Here is an 18297-nt window from a genome sequence, read left to right as displayed (position 1 = left end):
ACAACCAGCGGTGCGGACGCCTTCCGGGCCGCGAAGGCATCCGCTGCGCCATTACTCCGCGTCGGCGGCCGTGCGCTGGGACGCTGCATCTTGTCCCCACTTGTCGAGCAGCGACTTCTCGATGCCCTTGTCCTGGATCACCTTCATCGAGGCCAGCACGGCGCCGCGCAGCGTCGTGTTCTCCTTGGCGATCGGGAAACCGTTGAGAATCGGCAGGTCGATGGTGAAGCCGCTTTCCAGCCCCGGCACCGAAGCCGCCAGCGCCTTCGCATCCGAATGCGCCGTGAGGTAGATGTCCGCGCGGCCGCTCACCACGGCCTGCACGCTCGCGTCCGTTGCTTGCAGAAGCAGCAGGTTCACGTCCGGCTTGTTCGCGGCCTTGCACTTCTCGGTAGCCTGCGGCACGAGCGTTACCGCTTCATACGTGCCTGCCGCGGCCGCGACGGTCGCGCCGCACAAGGTGTCGAGGGAAGTCAGCTTCTTCGGATTGCCCTTCTTGATGACCGATCCGTCGATCACCGCGAACGACGACACGAACGCAACCTGCTTGCGCCGGACCTCGGTGACATAGAGATTCGGGCCCATGTCGAAGCGCTTGCCGGTGATGCCCGTGAGCAGCACGTTGAAGGCCACGTTCTGGAATTCGTGCGTGTAGCCGAGGCACGCGCCCATATACGCGATCAGATCGGGATCGAGTCCTTCGATCTTCGACGGATCATCCTTCGCGGGCGCTTCGAAGCCGGCCGTATAGCCGCCGAGGCCGACCTTCAGATGCTGACCGACGAGCGTCGGAAACTGCTTGCGCAGCGCGACGCATTCGGCGCTCTTGCCGAATGCTTCATAGGTCGGCAGACTGGCCGCATGGGCCGGCGCGGAAGAAAGCGCGAAGCACGCGGACGCCAGGGATGCCACAGTCATGAATACAGGACGAAACATGCTTACTCCGGATTGAATGAGTCGATGAGGTGACGTGTCGGCCACAACGTATCGCCGTGGACGATCGCCATGACACGTGGCTTGAAAGACGCGGCACTGAACGGATCGCGCTCGGCATCGATGCCGCGCATGACGCCGCCGTGCGGTGAATCGGTTGAGACGAGGGCGACGGCCCAGTCGGTCGGGTCCTGGCCGAACAGCATCGCCGGACGGCTCGATGCACGGCCGAGCACCGCTTGAGCGGGAACGCCCAGCGACTCGGCCAGCGTCAGCAGCGCGGGCAGGAAGTGATGTTGCGATTGCAGTCCCGGACCCGTGGTCGAGCCGTGCGCGACGTGATCGGTGGCGATCAGGTCGATCTCGTCGAAGCGGGCAAGCAGCGCATTGCGCGTGGTGTCGTCGGACACCGGCGGACGCACGCTCAGCGACGCGCGCCGCGAAGCGTCCACCGGCAGCAGATACTGCGGCGAACTCGCGACCCAGCGGGACACGTCGAGCGCGGCATCCGCGTGCATGGCATCGAGATCGGCAACGCTGGCGGCGTGACGGAACACGACCGCGGACTGCCGCTCCACCGCCTGCGCCAGCACCGCGCGAGGGTCGGCGGTAAAGACGACCGGCAGCCAGCCCGCATTCCACACGGCGTCGAGGTTGCGCTGGAAGTGCGGCTCGCGTCCGTACAGCTTGCAGGCGCGTAACAGCGTGCCGTCTTCCGTCGGCGCATGCGGAGCGAAGTCCGCGAACCACGCGGCAAAGCCCGCGGTATCGTGGTCCGGCATGACCGACAGCAGCAGACGCACGCGCGGCATCACGCTGTCCTTCGCCATGCGCAGCAGCGCCGCCGCATCTTCGCGATCCGACATGCGCTGCCAGCCGATGCTCGCATTCAGCCGCGCCACCCCGCCCGCCAGTGCAATCTCGCGGTCGTTCTCGTCGAGACGGGCATCGCGCAACGCGAGCAGCGTATCGGCGTCGTACAGCGCCGGGTGCAACTGCCAGTGCGCGGCATCCAGCGTGCGCAGGTTCGCCGGCAATGTGCGCGGCACACGAAACACGCGCCGCGCGCCGAGCAGACCGGCGCTGTCGTTCAGATTGTCGAGGACAAGCTGCATGCTGATTCTGAAGCCTTCAAAGTCCAATTAGACCAAGCCAAATTTCGGCTTACCCGTGATCAAAAATCAGAACTTGTGGCGGATGCCGACTACGCCCAGCACCTGTTTGCCGTTCGACGATGCGTTGTTGTAGTCGCCCACGTTCGCGGTGGCGGCAACCACCGACGTGCCGTCGGCGGACAGCGTCGAGCCGTTTGCCTTGGTGTAGCCGGCGATTGCATAGACGTCGGTGCGCTTCGAGAGGAAGTAATCGACGCCTGCCGATACCTGGTTGTAGTTCGCGGACTGCGCGCCGCTTGCCTTCGTGTAGCCGTAGTTGACGGCGGCCATCAGCGCCGGCGTGAACTGGTAGGCCACATAGCCGCTGACCACGTTGAATTTCTCCGTGTCGTTGAAGACGGCGGTCTGCGTGTAGGTCTTGTATTGCGAGTTCGAATAGCGCGCCCCGACCGTGAACTTGTTGAACGCGTACGAAATGGCCGCATGCGCCGTCTGGAACGAACCGGGCGCGACTCCGTAGCCCGCGGTAACGAGGCTGCCGTCGTTGATGAAGCCGCCCGACGATGCATTCGCGAGCGTGTCGTTCTTCGTATACAGGTAACCGCCCGCGATATTCAGGCCGCCGTTGCTCCAGGCAAGCGCGGCGCCGATCGAATTGCCGCTGGAGATGCTGCCCGCCGTGCCGCCGAAACCGTACATGGCTTCGAACGTGAAGCCCGCGAGCGTCGGGCTCGTGTACTTGACCGAGTTGTTGACGCGGATGCTGTTGTCGTTGTTGTCGGCGTCGCCGGGCGTGGTGAAGAACGCGCCGAACACGCCGTCGCCGGTGATGCCTTGCACGAGATCCACGGTCGGATCGTATTGACGGCCGAGCGTGATGGAACCGAGGCGCGCATCCGTGAGCCCGACATAGGCCTTGCGGCCGAACATGCGGCCGCCCTGTCCGAGTTTGCCGGTGGAGAGATCGTAGCCATTCTCGAGGTTGAACACCGCCTTCAGGCCGCTGCCCAGGTCTTCCTCGCCGCGCAGGCCGAAGCGGCTGCCCGACATGGTGCCGCTCGCCGCCGCCCATTGCGCGCCGCCGCCGACGTTGTTGCCATAGGTGATGCCTTCATCGGCCACGCCGTACAAGGTGACGGTGCTCTGCGCAAACGCCTGCGACGAAGCGGTGGCCAGCAGTGAAGCGAACAGCGGCAGTGCGAGACGGTTCATGTTTTCGTTCCTTGCGAATGCGCTTTCGATGGGCATGTGGGTTAAGTCGAGGCCATCATAGGAAGGCGAAAAAATGACAACAAACGAGATTTTCGCGAGCATTCGATGAGTTGAGGTCATGCGTCGAGGCATGACCTCAACTCATGCGCGACGGCAAATTTATTCGTTTGATATCCGTATCAGCAGGCTCTATCGTGCGAGGTTTTCATCGACGAACAGGGCTGATTCATGGATATCCTGGTAGCGGTCGGCACCCCACAGGCCGCGCGCTGGATGCAGGCGATACGGAGCGTTCTGCCCGGGGCGAATGTGCGCGAATGGACCGAGGGCGATGCCAGCCCTGCCGACTACGCGCTCGTCTGGAAATGCAGCGCAGAGGCATTGCGGCCGCGTGCCGGCCTCAAAGGCCTCTTCAATCTGGGCGCGGGCGTGGATGCGCTGCTTGCCATGCTCGACGAATCGCCTATCGATGCGCCGATCTATCGCCTCGAAGATGCCGGCATGGCGCAGCAAATGGCGGATTACGCGCGTTATGGCGTGCTGCATCACATGCGGCGCTTCGAGGCGTATCGGCAGCAGGCCGCGCGGGGAGAATGGCGGCCGCTGGAGGCGCTGCATCGGCGGGACATGCGTGTCGGCGTACTGGGACTCGGAAGCCTGGGCGAGCACGTGGCGCGCACGCTGGCGTCGGACGGATTCATCGTGCGCGGTTATAGCCGTTCACACAAAACCATCGATGCGGTCGAAACGTTTGCCTCAAGCGATGGAATCGATGCCTTTCTCGATGGCCTTCATGTGCTCATCAATCTGCTGCCCGCCACGGCCGATACGCAGGGCATCATCGATCGCCGGACCCTGGCTTGTCTCGCGGATCACGCCTGCGTCATCAATCTCGCACGCGGCGTCCATGTGAACGAAGACGATCTGCTCGAAGCCCTCGACGCGGGCAGGCTCGCCTTCGCGATGCTCGACGTCTTCGCGCATGAGCCGCTCGATGCAGCCCATCCGTTCTGGCGGCATCCGCGCGTGATGGTCACGCCGCATATTTCCGCCGCGACCCTGATCGACGATTCCGCCCGGCAGGTCGCGGACAAGATCGTCGCGCTCGAAGCGGGACGTGACGTGTCGGGTCGTGTCGATCCGTCACGCGGTTACTGACGCGATCACGGCTGCGCTTGCAGCCATGCGAAGACCTGCTCGTTGAACACGTGCGGGGCTTCGAAGTACGCGGAATGACCGGCGGCATCGATTTCCAGATAATCGGCGTGCGTCATCGTGCGCTGCGCCGCTTCGATTTCCCGCGGAGGGAACAGGACGTCCTCGTTGCCCGCCACGAACAGCACCGGCACGCCGCACGCATCGAGTTCCTCGAGCGAGGTCATCGGCTGGACGCCGCGCAGGGTGCGTACATTGGTGTCGTTGAAGCTCGCGAGCGCCGTATAGAGATACGATTGCGCAGGCTGAGCACGCATGAACGTGGGCCCGAGCACGCGTTCGAGTTGCGACAGATTCGCGGTGCGTGCGGCAATGGCCTGCATGCGCGCGGCGAGGTCATCGGGCAGCGTCAGGCCGACGAGCGTATCGGCGAGCACCAGCGCGCGCACGCGTTCGGGATGGCGGACGGTGAAAGGAACGGCCGCACCGCCGCCCATCGACTGGGCAATCAGCGCGACACGCGGGAGTTGCAGATGATCCAGCAACGCTTCCAGATCGTTGGCGAAGGCCGCGCGTCCGAGCCCTTCCACATCGCTCGAATTGCCGAAGCCACGCGCGTCGAACGTGATGACCTGCCCCGTGTCGCGCCACGCGACCACCTGATGGAACCAGCTTGCATGATTGCCGCCCACGCCATGCAGCAGCACCAGCGGCGCGCCCTCGCCATGGGTTTCGTAATAGAGGCGGCTCGCGCCACGATCGAGATACGGCATCGACAGATCCTTCTGCAGCGGTAAAGGCCCATTATCGTGAGCCAAAAACGCGCCCGGCAAACGACTTTTGTTGCGCCCTTCGATGAGATCCGATCATGGCGACGCATGACGAGACCTCATCCGTGCGCGCAGAAAATCTCGTTTGTTGCGGGGTTTTGGCGCCCCTAAGATGCGTCCATACCCTGGAGAGACATAGCATGAATCAAAAGCAGGACAAGCAAGCGCTGCGTGTCGGGATTGCCGGCCTGGGCACGGTGGGCAAGTCGATTGCCAAGGCGATCGACACAGGCATCGACGGTCTCGAACTCGCCGCCGTCAGCGTACGCGATGCATCGACCGCCGGCGCCTGGCTCGCGGAACTGAGACACACGCCGCGCATCGTCTCGTTCGACGAGATGCCGCTCCACGCCGATGTCGTCATCGAATGTGCGCCGTCGCAGCTGTTGCCGAAGATCGCCGAACCCATGCTGCGCGCGGGCAAGACCCTGGTGCCGCTGAGCGTCGGCGCCTTGCTCGATCACATGGAACTCGTCGAAATTGCCCGCGAGAACGGCGGCCAGATCAGCGTGCCGACCGGCGCGCTGCTCGGCCTCGACGCGGTGACCGCTGCGGCGAAAGGCAAGATTCACTCCGCGCGCATGGTCACGCGCAAGCCGGTGACCGGTCTGCTCGGCGCGCCGTTTCTCGAGGAGAACAACATCCGCATCGACGATATCAAGACGCCCATGCGTATCTTCTCGGGCACGCCGCGTGACGCGGCCAAAGGCTTTCCCGCAAATCTGAACGTGTCCGTGGCGCTGTCGCTCGCGGGCATCGGTCCGGACGACACCCAGCTCGAAATCTGGGCCGACCCCGCACTGACGCGCAATACGCACACCATCGAAATTGACTCGGACTCGGCACGCTTTACGATGACGATCGAAAACATTCCGAGCTCGAATCCGAAGACGGGACTCATCACCGCGTTGAGCGTCATCGCGCTGCTCGAAAAGATGCGCGCGCCGCTGCGCGTGGGCACCTGATGCACTCAATATAAAGGACCTGACCATGACTTCACGCTTCTTTGCCCCGCGCCGGCTCGCCCATGCCAATGTGTTCGTGGGCGACTATCAGCGCGCCAGCGACTATTACCGCGATATCTTCGGTTTCGAAGAGGTCTACAACCAGCCGGACAACAAGGCGAGTTTCATCAGCAACGGCAACACCTATCACGACTTCGCGCTGGTCGATATCGGCAGCCGTTACGCGAAGCCGGGGCAACAGCCGGGACTGAATCACGTTGCCTTCGAAGTGGCAAGCGAAGCGGCGCTCGTACAAGGTTATCGCGCGGCGGTGGCCGCGGGCGTGCTGTATCGCTCGACGGAAGACCACGACGTCGCCCACTCGCTCTATCAGAAAGACCCCGACGGCAACGAAGTCGAGATCTACGCGGACGTCGTGGAGGACTGGCGTTCGGCACGCAAGGGCTCGTTCAGCAAGAAGAAGCCGAAGTGGGTGCCGGGCGAAACCAATGTACCGGTTGCCGAGCAACTCTTCCCCGTCGATCCCGAGATTCGCGTGATCGACGCCGCGCTCGTCCATGGCCGCCGCGTGTCGCACGTTGCGTTGATCGCGCAGGACTTCGGGGCCATGTTCGACTTCTATACGAACATCGTCGGGCTGAATGCGCTTGCCGGCGGCCGCGATCAGCCCTTCGCGCTGCTCGCGGGCACGCATGGCATGGGCGATATCGCGCTGTATCGGAACGATGTGGAGTCGCACATGCCGATGCATCACATCGGCGTGGAAGTCAGCTCCGAAGCGGATCTGGACGCGGCGATCGAAGGCATCGAGCGTTCGGGCGGCAAGCTGATCGCCGCGCACGAGCACGCCGCGCGCCGCGTGGTGTTCGTTCACGATCCGGATGGCCTGCCCATCCAGCTCTACGTGAACCGCGACTGGACCGTGGATACGATCCGCAGCATCGACGCCAGGCTCGCGCCGTTCCTGATCTGATGTAGAGCCTAAAGACCGGCTTCGCTCAAGTCGGTCTCCTTCAGCGCCCGCTCTTCGTCGCGTTGCGCGAACAGCCAGTCGCGAAACGCACGCACTGTCGCGGAGTCGGCCTGGTGGTCTCGGCACAGGATGTGATAGGCGCCCGCGCTTTCATGCTCCAGCGCCAGCGGCACGACAAGACGGCCTGCCTGGATATCGGGCGCCGCCAGCATGCGCGGCACGAGCGCCACGCCGCGTCCCGCCAGCGCCGCATCCAGCACCATGAAGAAGTGCCCGTAAGCCTGGTTGTGCGCGGCGATATCGTATTCGACGCCGCTCGCGCGGAACCAGTCGGGCCAGGCGTGCACGCGCGTCGCCATGTGCAGCAGCGGCAATTGCAGCAGTTCGCGCGCTTCATGCACTTGCGGCATGCCCTCCATCAGCTCGGGGCTGCACACCGGCACCAGCACATCCGGCATCAGGCGATACGCCCGCACATTGCTCCAGTCATCCGCCATTTGCAGGCTGATGCGCGGACGCGTCTCGGCATCGGGATCCGGATCGCTGTCGGGAATGACGCCGACGCGAATGGCGACATCCAGATCCTCGCGCCAGAAATTGACGGGCCGTATCGACGTGATGAGCCTCACCTCGATATCCGGATGCTCGGTTGCGAAGTGCGGCAGGCGCGGAATGAGCCAGCGCATCGCGAACGTCGGCAGCACATTGACGTTGAGGATGCGATGACGGTCGCGGTTCACGAGCCGCAGCGTGGCCTGCTCGATGCGGTCGAACGCGTCGCGCACCACGGGCAGGTAATCGCGCCCGTGCTCGGTGAGTTCGATGGTCCGCGTCAGCCGCCTGAACAAGGGCACGCCGAAGGACTCTTCGAGCAGCTTGATCTGCCGGCTGATGGCGCCCTGCGTCACGAAAAGCTCTTCCGCCGCGCGGCTGAAGTTGAGATGCCGCGCCGCCGCTTCGAAGGCGCGCAAGGCGTTCATGCTGGGCAGACGGCGGGACATGGATTCCTCGGCTTCAGTTGCACATGCAAAAGAGGTCATTATTCCGCGCCAAAAATCGTTTCAAAAATCTGCATGGACATGCGTTGACGCAATGGAGCACCGATCCGGTCGACACTCTGTCAACGCATGCGATATTTATTGCCGCCACCGCTTTCCGTACGATCTTCATCACTCAACTCAACCTGGGAAAGACAATGAAGATCACGGTAGTCGGATACGGCAATGTCGGCGCGGCCATGGTGAAGCAGCTCAAGGCAGCCGGTCACGACGTGCAGGTCACGGGCCGCGAGCTGGAAGGCGCGGAGAAAGTCGCGCAGCAGTTCGGCGCAACGAGCGCATCGCTGGCAGCGGCGGCGAAGGATGCAGAACTGGTCGGCGCGCGATCAGGAAAGCGGCGACACGCGCGGCAACTTCCGCATCGGCGTGGCAGCGGTACCGCGCGTCTGATGCACGCGAAGACTAACGTGACCGCAGCGGGCCAGCCGGGACGCGTGCTCGTGATCGGCAGCATCAACACGGATTTCGTCGCGCGGACGCGGCGTCTGCCGCAGGCGGGCGAGACCGAGTTGTCGCATGCATTCGAAACGGTGCCCGGCGGCAAGGGCGCCAATCAGGCGATCGCGGCGGCGTGCATGGGCGCACGCGTGGCGATGATCGGCTGCGCCGGGCGCGACGAGTTCGGTGTGCAGCGTGTCAGGGAACTGGCGGCGGAAGGCATCGATTGCGCGGGGATCGAGGTGTCGGAGACGCATCCGACCGGCATCGCGATGATCACCGTGTCGGAGACGGGCGAGAACAGCATCGTGGTGGCGTCGGGCAGCAACGCGGCGCTGTCGCCTGCCAGCGTGCTCGCGCAGACCGACCGCTTCCGTGCCTGCGATGTCGTCGTGTGCCAGCTCGAAACGCCGCCCGACACGGTCCATGCGGCGCTGGCGATAGCGCGGCGGCTCGGCAAGATCACCGTGCTCAACCCGGGACCCGCGACGCAGCCGCTGCCCCGACACTGGATGCCGCTCATCGATTACCTGGTGCCGAACGAGAGCGAAGCGTCGATCCTGGCCGACGGCTTGCCGAGCGCAGAGGACGCCGCGCTGGCGCTGCATCGTGCGGGCGCGCGGCATGTCATCGTGACGCTGGGTGCGCGCGGGGTCCATGTGATCGGGGATGCCGTCGAGGGCGCGCATCATCCGGCGCGGCCGGTGCGCGCCGTGGATACGACCGCTGCCGGGGACACCTTCGTGGGCGTGCTGGCCACGCAACTGGCGACAGGTTGCACGCTCGACGACGCGATGGCGCACGCTCAGATCGCCGCGAGCGTGCGCGTTCAACATCATGGTGCACAACCCTCGATCCCCCGACGCGAAGCCTTGCCGATCTTCGATTCAGTGAGGTAGCGGCTTGCGGTGCAGCGCGAGCCTTCGCTCCGGCGTCTATGCAAAGCACAAACGATTGGTTCGCAGCGCGCCTGATCGATGCTTCAATTGCGCCTTTGCGTTCAAGTCCGTCACCACCGAATCATGTCATCCCCGCCCGTTTCGACGACCGCGCGCGCCGGTACCGCGCGCGTCGCTTTTGCCGCCTTCATCGGTACCACCATCGAGTGGTATGACTTCTACATCTACAGCACGGCGTCCGCGCTGATCTTCAGCCACACGTTCTTTCCCCCTGCCACCAATCCGCTTGCCGGCATCCTCGGTTCCTTCGCCGCCTACGGCGTGGGCTTCTTCGCGCGGCCGCTGGGCGCCGTGTTCGCCGGTCATTTCGGCGATCGCATCGGGCGCAAGCGCGTGCTGGTGCTTTCGCTCGTGCTGATGGGCGTCGCCACGGTGCTGACCGGTCTGCTGCCGACCTACGCGAGCGCCGGCCTGCTGGCGACCGCCCTGCTGGTCATCTTGCGCCTGCTGCAAGGCGTCGCGACCGGCGCCGAATGGGGCGGTGCGTCGCTGCTGTCGGTCGAGCACGCGGCGCCGCGCCGGCGCGGGCTGCTCGGCTCGTTCACGCAGGTCGGATCGGCGACCGGCATGCTGCTCGCGTCCGGGACCTTTCTTGCGGTGCGCTCGACGCTCTCGGTCGAAGCGTTCAACGACTGGGGCTGGCGCATCCCGTTCCTGTTCAGCGTCGTGCTGGTGGCGGTGGGCGCTTTCGTCCGCTCGCGCATCGACGAGCCCGCGCCATTCGTTGCCCTGCAGAGCGAAGGCCGCATCCGCCGCGCGCCGGTTGCCGACGTGCTGCGTTACCACCGGCGCGCGTTGCTCGTCACGATCGGCTTGCGTCTGCTGCAACCGGCCATGTACGCGATCGTCACGACCTACGCCATCAGCTATCTGAATCTCAAGCGCGGCGGCGCGTCATATGCGCTGACTGCGGTGATCGTCGGATCGGCGTTCGCGGTGATCGCGACGCCGCTGTGGGCCGCGCTCACGGATCGCATCGGCCGGCGCGGGCCGGCCATCTGGGCCGTGGTGGGCATCAGCCTGCTGGTCTGGCCGTTCTTCTGGTTTCTCGATCATGGCGATCTGCGTTACCTGCCGCTCGTCTTCGCGATCGAACTCGCCATTTTCGATGCCGCCATCTACGCGCCCGGCGCTGCATGGTTCGCCGAGCAGTTTCCGGTGGAAGTGCGTTATAGCGGCATTTCGCTCGGGTATCAGATCGGCACGTTGCTCTCCGGTGGACTCACGCCGTTCGTTGCCGCCGCATTGCTGGCCGTGGGCGGCAACACGCCCTGGCTGATCTGTGCTTATATCAGTGCGCTCGGCTTGCTGAGTCTCATCGCAGTGCTGGCCGCCGCCGATCCGGCTGCACGCGGCGCACTGCGCGCTCCGCAGCCGCCCGTCGATCCTGCTGTCGCCAGTCCGGGCTGAGCGCCGTCATCACACGAAAGGGAAGTCATGAGTCACCCACGCTCTCATACGGAAGAAGCACGCATCCTGGCCCGGCTCGAACGCGAGCAAGCCGCGCCCAAGGCGTTTCGCGCGCTGTCGGCGCCGGTCTGGAAGGCCGGCGCGCTGAGTGAGAAGGACAAGCATCTGGTTGCCGTCGCGATTGCGCAGATCACGCGCTGTGCGTTCTGCATCGAACATCACGCCGAGCTGGCCCGTCACGGCGGCGCCAGCGCGGCTGAAGCGGTGGCGATCAGCTATCTGAGCGCCGCGCTCGAATCGCTGGGTGATGCAGCCGTGTCTGTCGATGCGGGCAATCTCGTTGTACAGGATGAGGACGCGGTCGCGGGTTCAGGCATCGCCGAGGCAAGACAACGGTTCGTGCAACAGGTCTTCGATACGGACGCGCTGACGCCGGCGCTGGTCTGGGTTGCTGCGGCCGCTGCCGCGTACGCGCAATCAAACGACGCGCGACGACGGGTCTTTCACGCCCAGGCGCTCGAAGCCGGTGCGCCAGGCGAGGCGCTCGATGAAGCGTATGCGATCGCCGTGGTGCTGCGCGCGGGTGCTGTCTATGCGCACGTGCTGCATGTGGCGGATGCGTTCGCGCACCATGGTTGAAAGCACGGCAGCGGGATGCTGAGTGCGGCGACTACCACTGATTCAAATCAGTGACGTTCCGATGCCTTTTCTCATCCGACGCGCCGGCAGCGTCCGAAGTCGTGTGTGCCTGCGCTTCCTCACGCTCTTGTTCGAGCATCACGCGCGCCTGATGGGTGAGCTTCAGCAGAACGTTCGGCAACATCTCGCGCTCTGAACGCGTGAGGCAGGACAGCAGCCGCGCATTGCGCTCCTCGGCGATCGGAAACACCTTCGACACCAGCGCCCGCCCTTCCGCCGTCAGTGTAATGACGACGCCGCGGCCATCGGTGACATCGGCCTCGCGCGCGAGCAGGCCGCGTTCTTCGAGACCGCGCACGGTGCGGCTCGCGAGCCCGCGATCGAATTGCGCATGCTCCGCAAGCCGATTCATCGACATGCCGCGCTTGCCGTGCAACAGGGCAATGCAGCGCCATTCGTTCATCGTCAGCCCGAAGTTGCGCTCGTATTCGCTCGATGAACCCTTCGTGTAGATGTTGCTCAACTGACGCAACTGAAACGAGACGAGGTCGCGCAAATCGCGCAACGCGGATGCATCGTGCTCTTCTGCAACGGCTCGTCCCGCAGCCTGCCCCGCTGCTTGTCCCTTCGCCTTACGAACAGTCGCTCCCACGTTCACCTCCACCGGTCAAGATCCGCTTTACATGACATCGTCACGCATTTTAGCAGAAGCGGCAAGCACGTCGGCGGCGTGCACGGCGGGTTCGATGCGTGGCGCGTTGAGGATGAAATCGGCGCAGCGTTCGCCGATCATGATCGCCGTCGCGTTGGTGTTGCCGCTGACGAGCGCAGGCATCACCGATGCATCCGCCACCCGCAAACCGCTCACGCCATGTACGCGCAAGTGCGGATCGACGACGGCCAGTTCATCGGTACCCATGCGGCAACTGCCTGCCGGATGGAACACGGTCTTGCACACCGTACGAACATGTTCTTCGATGCGCGCATCGCTGATTTCATCGGCCGCGCCCGGCAACAGCTCTTCCGCGATCACCTCACGCAACGCAGGCGCACGCAGGATCTTGCGGCTGATGCGCACGCCGCGAATCATCGTCTCCATGTCATCCGGGTGACTGAAGAAGCGCGGATCGAGCCTGGCGGGCGCAAGCGGATCCTTCGACACGAGCCGCACCGTGCCGCGTGACTTCGGCCGCACGACACACGGTCCGATGGTGATGCCGTGCCCTTCCAGCGGCTTCCTGTCGACGTCGCCGACGAGCGTGGGCGTCGTATGGATCTGGATGTCGGGACGGCCGCTGCCGCTGGTATCGATGAACGCGCCGCTCTCGATCACGTTCGAACTCAGCAGGCCCGAACGCGTGAGCACGTATTGCAATCCATGCCGCAGCGCGCGATAACCCCGGTCATGCCCCAGCACGCTATGCGGATGACGCGCACGGCCGTAGACCGGCGCGGTCAGATGATCCTGGAAGTTTTCGCCGACGCCGCGCAGATCATGCACGACGGGAATCCCGAATTCACGCAGATGCGCCGCCGGCCCGATGCCCGAATGCATCAGCAACCTGGGCGAAGCGGCGCCGCCCGCGCACACGATCACTTCCTCGCGGCACATCAACTGCTCGGTTTCGCCGTTCGCGTGCCGTACGAGTACGCCCGTTGCGCGCCGTCCTTCGCACAGCACCTTGAGCACGTCCGCGCCGGTGACGAGACGCAAGCGCGCATCGTGCTTCACCATCCTCAGATAGGTTGCCGCGCTGCTGCCGCGACGGCCATCGAACGTGGTCGTCTGAAACAGGCCGGCGCCTTCCTGACGCTCGCCGTTGAAGTCATCGGTGAGCGGCACGCCTGCCTGAACCGCCGCCTCGACGAAGGCGCGCGTGAACGGATGAACGTGACGCGCATCGTTGACCTTGAGCGGGCCGGACGTGCCGTGCAGCGGGCCTTTGAGCCGCGCATTGCCTTCGCTCTTCACGAAGAACGGCAGCACGTCGCGCCAGCCCCAGCCGCGCGCGCCGAGCGCTTCCCAGTCGTCGAAGTCTTCGTGCTGGCCGCGAATGTAGATCATCGCGTTGACCGAACTGCCGCCGCCGAGCGTGCGTCCCTGCGGGATGTACATTTCGCGATCGTTCACGTTGCCTTGCCGCGCAGTCTTGTACATCCACATGCGATTCGTACCGTGCACCTTGAAAAAGGTCGCCGGAATATGGATGAACGGATGATTGTCGGGCGGTCCCGATTCGATCAGCGCCACGCGCTTTCCCGCCTGCACGAGGCGTGCGGTGATCGTGCATCCGGCGGACCCGCCGCCCACGATGACATAGTCGAATGCGTCCATTTGGGGTGTGCTGGTTGAGTGACTGTTTTTTAGCGATCGAACTGCGCCGCGCGGCTCACCGCCAATTCATCGGAACGGATGCGCAGCGCAAGCACGGCGGCACTCAGCGCGCTTGCGCCGATGATCATCAGCCCGAGTGCATAGCTGCCCGTATGCTGTTTGACGTAGCCCATCAGATACGGCGCGCCGAAGCCCGCCAGGCTGCCGATGGTGTTGATCATCGCGATGCCCGCCGCCGCGCCGGTGCCTTTGAGGAACATCGGCGGCAGCGACCAGAACGGCGGCAGCGAAGCGAACGTGCCGCACGCGGCGAGTCCCAGCCCGATCATCTTGAGCGTGACCGTATCCGACTCCGCGGCGATGGCAAAGCCCGCGACCGCCACCAGCAGCGGCAGGATCAGATGCAGCTTGCGTTCGCCTGCGCGGTCCGACTTGCGGCCCCAGACGATCATCGAAATGGCGCCCGCCAGGAACGGCAGCGCGGTGATCAGACCCGTCTGCATCTTGCTGAAACCGAACTCCGACACGATCAGCGGCAGGAAGAACACGCAGCCATAACTGCAGGCAATCAGCGCCACATTGATCAGACTCAGCAGCCATACGCGCGGATGCACGAACGCCGCCATGATCTCGCCGCGTCCGTGCGATTCGACATGCTCGACATCGCGTGCAAGACGTGCGATCAGCCACTTGCGTTCGGGTTCATCGAGCCATGTGGCTTGCGCGGGGGTATCGGTGAGAAAGAAGAAGCAGAAGAACGCGAAGAACACGGCAGGCGCTGCTTCGATGACGAACACCCACTGCCAGCCCGACAGGCCGCCCACGCCGTCCATATACAGGATCGATGCCGACACCGGCGCGCCGATCACGATGGACAACGGAATGGCGACGAGAAAATAGCCGAACGCCCGCGCACGATAAGTGGACGGAAACCAGAACGAGATGTAGTAGATCAGCCCCGGAAACAGCCCCGCTTCCGCAATGCCGAGCAGCACGCGCAGTGTGAACAGCGATTTCGCGCCGACCGCGAAGGCCATCGCGCCGGACAAGAGGCCCCACGTCAGCATGATCCGCGAGATCCACAGCCGCGCGCCCAGCTTCGACAGGAAGATGTTCGACGGAATCTCGCAGATCACATAGCCGAGAAAGAAAATACCGGCAGCAAAGCCGTAATCCGTCGGCGACAGACCGAGTTCGCGGTTCATCGCGAGTGCGGCGACCGCGAGATTGCTGCGGTCGATATACGAGATCAGATAGCAAATGATCAGGACCGGCATCAAGCGGAACATGACGCGTTTCATGACCTGCTGTTCAAGATCCATTGCTTCGTCTCCGTCAATTTGTTTTGTATTTGAAGGCGCGCTTGCCTTGGACCAGTCGCGCCAGGCAGGTTTCAGATGTCGAGTTGCGAGATGTACTTCAGGTTGAGGTAGGCATCGATGGCTTCCGCGCCGCCTTCCGTGCCGTAGCCGCTGTCCTTCACGCCGCCGAACGGCACTTCCGGAAACGCGATGGCGATCTGGTTGATCGTCAACATGCCGGTCTCGACTTCAGCCGCAATGCGATGCGCCTGCCGGGCCGACCGCGTATAGGCAAACGCGCACAAGCCGTACGGCAGGCGGTTGGCCTCGGTGATCATGTCGTCGAGCGAATCGAACGCGTTGACGACCGCGATCGGACCGAACGGCTCTTCGCGCATGATGCGGGCGCCTTGCGGCACGTTGGCGAGCACCGTCGGCTCGAAGAAATACCCGCGCTCGCCGATGCGCTTGCCGCCCATGCGCAGTTCGCCGCCACCGGAAACGGCGTCATCGACCAGCCCTTGCAGCGCGCGCACCCGGCGTTCGTTGGCGAGCGGCCCCATCGTCACGCCGTCTTCGAGACCGTCGCCTACGCGGACCTTGTTCATCGCGGTCATCAGCTTGTCGAGGAACGGTTCGAACACGGCGCGCGCCACCATGAAACGCGTCGGCGACGTGCACACCTGACCCGCGTTGCGCAGCTTGAATGCGCCGAGTTGCGCGGCGGCGGTGTCGATATCGGCGTCATCGCAAATGAGCACGGGACCGTGGCCGCCGAGTTCCATCGTCGCTTTCTTCATGTGACGTCCGGCCAGTTCGGCGAGATGCTTGCCGACCGGTGTCGAACCGGTGAACGAGATCTTGCGGATGGCCGGATGCGGCACCAGGTATTCGCTGATCTCCGCCGGCACGCCATACACGAGATTGATGACGCCACGCGGCACGCCTGCATCCGCGAACGCGCGAATCAGCGCGGCCGGTGCGGCGGGCGTTTCTTCCGGCGCTTTCACGATGATCGAGCAGCCCGCCGCCAGCGCCGCAGAGAGCTTGCGCACCACCTGATTGATCGGGAAATTCCACGGCGAGAATGCAGCGACCGGACCGACCGGCTCCTTGATCACCAGCTGATACGAACCCGGAATCCGCGACGGCACCATGCGTCCATACGCGCGGCGTCCTTCATCGGCGAACCAGTCGATCAGATCCGCGGCGGAGAGCGCTTCACCCTTCGCTTCGGCGAGCGGCTTGCCTTGCTCCAACGTCATGATGCGTGCGATGCCATCGGCACGTTCACGCAGCAGATTCGCCGCGCGGCGCATGATGTTCGCGCGCTCGTAGGCGTTCATGCGCTTCCACGTAGCGAAGCCCGCTTGCGCGGCGGCGACCGCGGCATCGAGGTCCGCGGTTTCCGCATGCGCCACGCGGCCGATCGTTTCCTCGGTCGCTGGATTCACCACGTCGATGGTGCGGCCCGCTGCGCCCGCTTTCCATTCGCCATCGATAAAGAGTTGAACGTCTTCGTACATGGATTTGCTTCTCCTGGATTATTGGGCGTTCGGTGAGACAGCGAACACGGCGCTTGCCGTGGCGACGACGTCATCGTCGGCGTTGCGCGCCTCGGCTTCGCAGAATGCGAGCGTGCGGCCGCTGCGGCGCAGTTGCGCATGCACGGCAATGCGTCCTGATGCAGGCTTCAGGTAGTTCACGGTGAGGCTCGCCGTGCCGAGATTCTGGACGCGCCCGCTGGCGCGCGTGGCGAGTCCCATCGCGGTATCGAGCAGCGCGGCCAGCAGGCCGCCGTGCGCGTTGCCGTGGCGGTTGGTGTGGCGCGGCTGCACAGTGCAGGCGAGCGTACTCCAGCCGTCGCCGTAATCGACCAGCTCGAATCCTTGCTCGATGCAGAACTCGGATTCGAGCGCGAGCGGCGGAAGCGTCGCGGGCGCGTTCATGCGGCGAGCGCTTTGGCGCGCATGAGCATCGGGTTGAGTCCGGTGCGTGCGACCCGGCTCGCAAGTTGCCGCCCGAGCGCCGTTTCGCAAGCCTCCGACGCTTGCATCATCGCGTCCAGATCGATGCCGGTCACGACGCCCATCGTTTCCAGCACGTTCACGAAATCTTCCGTGCAGACATTGCCGGTCACACCGCCGCCGTACTTCACTTTCGCGGGATGCCCGCCCGTGCCGCCGAACGCGACGTCGAAATGACGCACGCCGGCTTCGAGCGCCGCCAGATAATTGACGATGCCGGTGCCGCGCGTGTCGTGGAAATGCGCGATGGCATGCACGCCCGGAAACGCTTGCAGCATCGCGCGGAACAGGCGCTGGGTGCTGGCCTGCGTCGCCACGCCGATGGTGTCGCCGAGCGTCACGTGATGCACGCCGAGTGCGGCGAAGCGTTCGACATCCGCGAGCACGCTGGCTTCACTGATCTCGCCTTCGAACGGGCAGCCGAACGCAACAGAAATGGTCCCGATGAGGCGGAAGCGGCCCTTCGCGGCGGCGGCCATCGCTTCGATGCGCTTCCACTGATCCGCGCGCGACTGCTTGAGGTTGCGCTGCGAGTGCGCTTCGCTCGCGGATACGAGCAGGCTGATTTCATTGGCGCCGATGCCCGCATCCAGATCCGCCAGCGCGCGTTCGACGGCGCGCAGGTTCGCGCAGGTCGCCTTGTAGAAGACGCCGTCCAGGCGCGGCAGCGTGCGCAGGAGCTCGGTGGCATCGGCGAACTGCGGAACGACTGCCGGGTTCGAATACGACGTGGCTTCCACGCGCGCAAAGCCGGCACGCGCGAAGCGGTCGATCAGCGCGGCTTTCTCCGGCGTCGGGATGAATTCGGTCTCGTGCTGAAGCCCGTCGCGGGCGAAGCATTCACACAGAGTCAGGTCGGACATGGTTGGCGGTGCTTGCGCAAGAGGTTGACTGTCAAGCGAATCAAAACATTGTTGTGATGCAATGTCAACTATATGGCCGAATGT

At 64.4% G+C, this 18297-nt stretch carries 17 protein-coding genes; 6 read left to right on the top strand and 11 right to left on the bottom strand.

Going from position 1 to position 18297, the window contains the following annotated elements; genetic code table 11:
* Window positions 1–51 precede the first annotated feature (51 nt).
* The 3 genes from QCE64_RS17260 to QCE64_RS17250 all read right to left on the bottom strand — a co-directional run bounded on the left by QCE64_RS17260 (window position 52) and on the right by QCE64_RS17250 (window position 3260).
* Window positions 52–936 (bottom strand): transporter substrate-binding domain-containing protein, encoded by an 885-nt coding sequence (locus QCE64_RS17260; protein ID WP_309932295.1) that lies wholly within the window; start codon window positions 934–936, stop codon window positions 52–54.
* Window positions 937–938: 2 nt separating this feature from the next.
* Window positions 939–2048, bottom strand: a complete 1110-nt coding sequence (locus tag QCE64_RS17255) for a hypothetical protein (protein WP_310005018.1) — start codon at window positions 2046–2048, stop codon at window positions 939–941.
* A gap of 66 nt (window positions 2049–2114) precedes the next feature.
* Entirely contained in the window at window positions 2115–3260 is a 1146-nt protein-coding gene (locus tag QCE64_RS17250) for a porin (RefSeq protein ID WP_309932292.1), read from the bottom strand.
* A 228-nt stretch (window positions 3261–3488) separates the two neighbouring features.
* On the opposite strand from QCE64_RS17250, the gene QCE64_RS17245 reads away from it, so the two are divergent.
* A complete protein-coding gene (locus QCE64_RS17245) occupies window positions 3489–4418 on the top strand; it encodes a glyoxylate/hydroxypyruvate reductase A (RefSeq protein ID WP_310005016.1) in 930 nt (309 codons plus the stop codon).
* A 5-nt stretch (window positions 4419–4423) separates the two neighbouring features.
* Here QCE64_RS17245 and QCE64_RS17240 read toward each other — a convergent pair whose 3' ends face one another.
* Window positions 4424–5188 carry an alpha/beta hydrolase gene (locus QCE64_RS17240; protein ID WP_309921666.1) on the bottom strand — a complete coding sequence of 255 codons (765 nt, stop codon included), beginning with the start codon at window positions 5186–5188 and terminating at the stop codon, window positions 4424–4426.
* A 197-nt stretch (window positions 5189–5385) separates the two neighbouring features.
* On the opposite strand from QCE64_RS17240, the gene QCE64_RS17235 reads away from it, so the two are divergent.
* Together QCE64_RS17235 and QCE64_RS17230 are read left to right on the top strand one after the other, a co-directional pair.
* Window positions 5386–6210, top strand: a complete 825-nt coding sequence (locus QCE64_RS17235) for an aspartate dehydrogenase (protein ID WP_310005014.1) — start codon at window positions 5386–5388, stop codon at window positions 6208–6210.
* Between the two features lie 25 nt (window positions 6211–6235).
* Window positions 6236–7183: a VOC family protein gene (locus QCE64_RS17230; RefSeq protein WP_309921660.1), complete on the top strand. Its 948-nt coding sequence runs from the start codon at window positions 6236–6238 to the stop codon at window positions 7181–7183.
* An 8-nt stretch (window positions 7184–7191) separates the two neighbouring features.
* Here QCE64_RS17230 and QCE64_RS17225 read toward each other — a convergent pair whose 3' ends face one another.
* Window positions 7192–8184, bottom strand: coding sequence for a LysR substrate-binding domain-containing protein (locus QCE64_RS17225; RefSeq protein ID WP_309921658.1), 993 nt, complete (start codon window positions 8182–8184; stop codon window positions 7192–7194).
* Window positions 8185–8378: 194 nt separating this feature from the next.
* Here QCE64_RS17225 and rbsK point away from each other — a divergent pair, with 194 nt between their 5' ends.
* The 3 genes from rbsK to QCE64_RS17210 all read left to right on the top strand — a co-directional run bounded on the left by rbsK (window position 8379) and on the right by QCE64_RS17210 (window position 11687).
* Window positions 8379–9578: a ribokinase gene (gene rbsK / locus QCE64_RS17220; protein ID WP_310005012.1), complete on the top strand. Its 1200-nt coding sequence runs from the start codon at window positions 8379–8381 to the stop codon at window positions 9576–9578.
* Window positions 9579–9701: 123 nt separating this feature from the next.
* Entirely contained in the window at window positions 9702–11048 is a 1347-nt protein-coding gene (locus tag QCE64_RS17215) for an MFS transporter (protein WP_309932287.1), read from the top strand.
* Window positions 11049–11075: 27 nt separating this feature from the next.
* Window positions 11076–11687 (top strand): carboxymuconolactone decarboxylase family protein, encoded by a 612-nt coding sequence (locus QCE64_RS17210; RefSeq protein ID WP_309932285.1) that lies wholly within the window; start codon window positions 11076–11078, stop codon window positions 11685–11687.
* A 31-nt stretch (window positions 11688–11718) separates the two neighbouring features.
* On the opposite strand, the gene QCE64_RS17205 is transcribed toward QCE64_RS17210, so the two are convergent.
* The 6 genes from QCE64_RS17205 to QCE64_RS17180 form a co-directional block, all read right to left on the bottom strand.
* A complete protein-coding gene (locus tag QCE64_RS17205; RefSeq protein WP_309932283.1) occupies window positions 11719–12339 on the bottom strand; it encodes a MarR family transcriptional regulator in 621 nt (206 codons plus the stop codon).
* Between the two features lie 27 nt (window positions 12340–12366).
* Entirely contained in the window at window positions 12367–14022 is a 1656-nt protein-coding gene (locus QCE64_RS17200) for a GMC family oxidoreductase N-terminal domain-containing protein (RefSeq protein ID WP_309932282.1), read from the bottom strand.
* Between the two features lie 29 nt (window positions 14023–14051).
* Entirely contained in the window at window positions 14052–15344 is a 1293-nt protein-coding gene (locus QCE64_RS17195; RefSeq protein ID WP_309921641.1) for an MFS transporter, read from the bottom strand.
* A gap of 71 nt (window positions 15345–15415) precedes the next feature.
* The gene (locus tag QCE64_RS17190; RefSeq protein ID WP_309921638.1) at window positions 15416–16849 is read right to left on the bottom strand and encodes an NAD-dependent succinate-semialdehyde dehydrogenase; all 1434 of its coding nucleotides are present in this window, start codon (window positions 16847–16849) and stop codon (window positions 15416–15418) included.
* A gap of 18 nt (window positions 16850–16867) precedes the next feature.
* Entirely contained in the window at window positions 16868–17272 is a 405-nt protein-coding gene (locus QCE64_RS17185) for a PaaI family thioesterase (protein WP_310005010.1), read from the bottom strand.
* Complete coding sequence (locus QCE64_RS17180; protein WP_309921633.1) at window positions 17269–18213, bottom strand: hydroxymethylglutaryl-CoA lyase; 945 nt, start codon at window positions 18211–18213, stop codon at window positions 17269–17271. The genes QCE64_RS17185 and QCE64_RS17180 overlap by 4 nt, the downstream gene beginning before the upstream one ends.
* Window positions 18214–18297: the final 84 nt, after the last annotated feature.

This window comes from Caballeronia sp. LZ043, from assembly GCF_031451075.1.
GTDB lineage: Bacteria > Pseudomonadota > Gammaproteobacteria > Burkholderiales > Burkholderiaceae > Caballeronia.
Note: the sequence above shows the minus strand (reverse complement) of the source record. Positions and strands in the feature narration are given on the sequence as shown.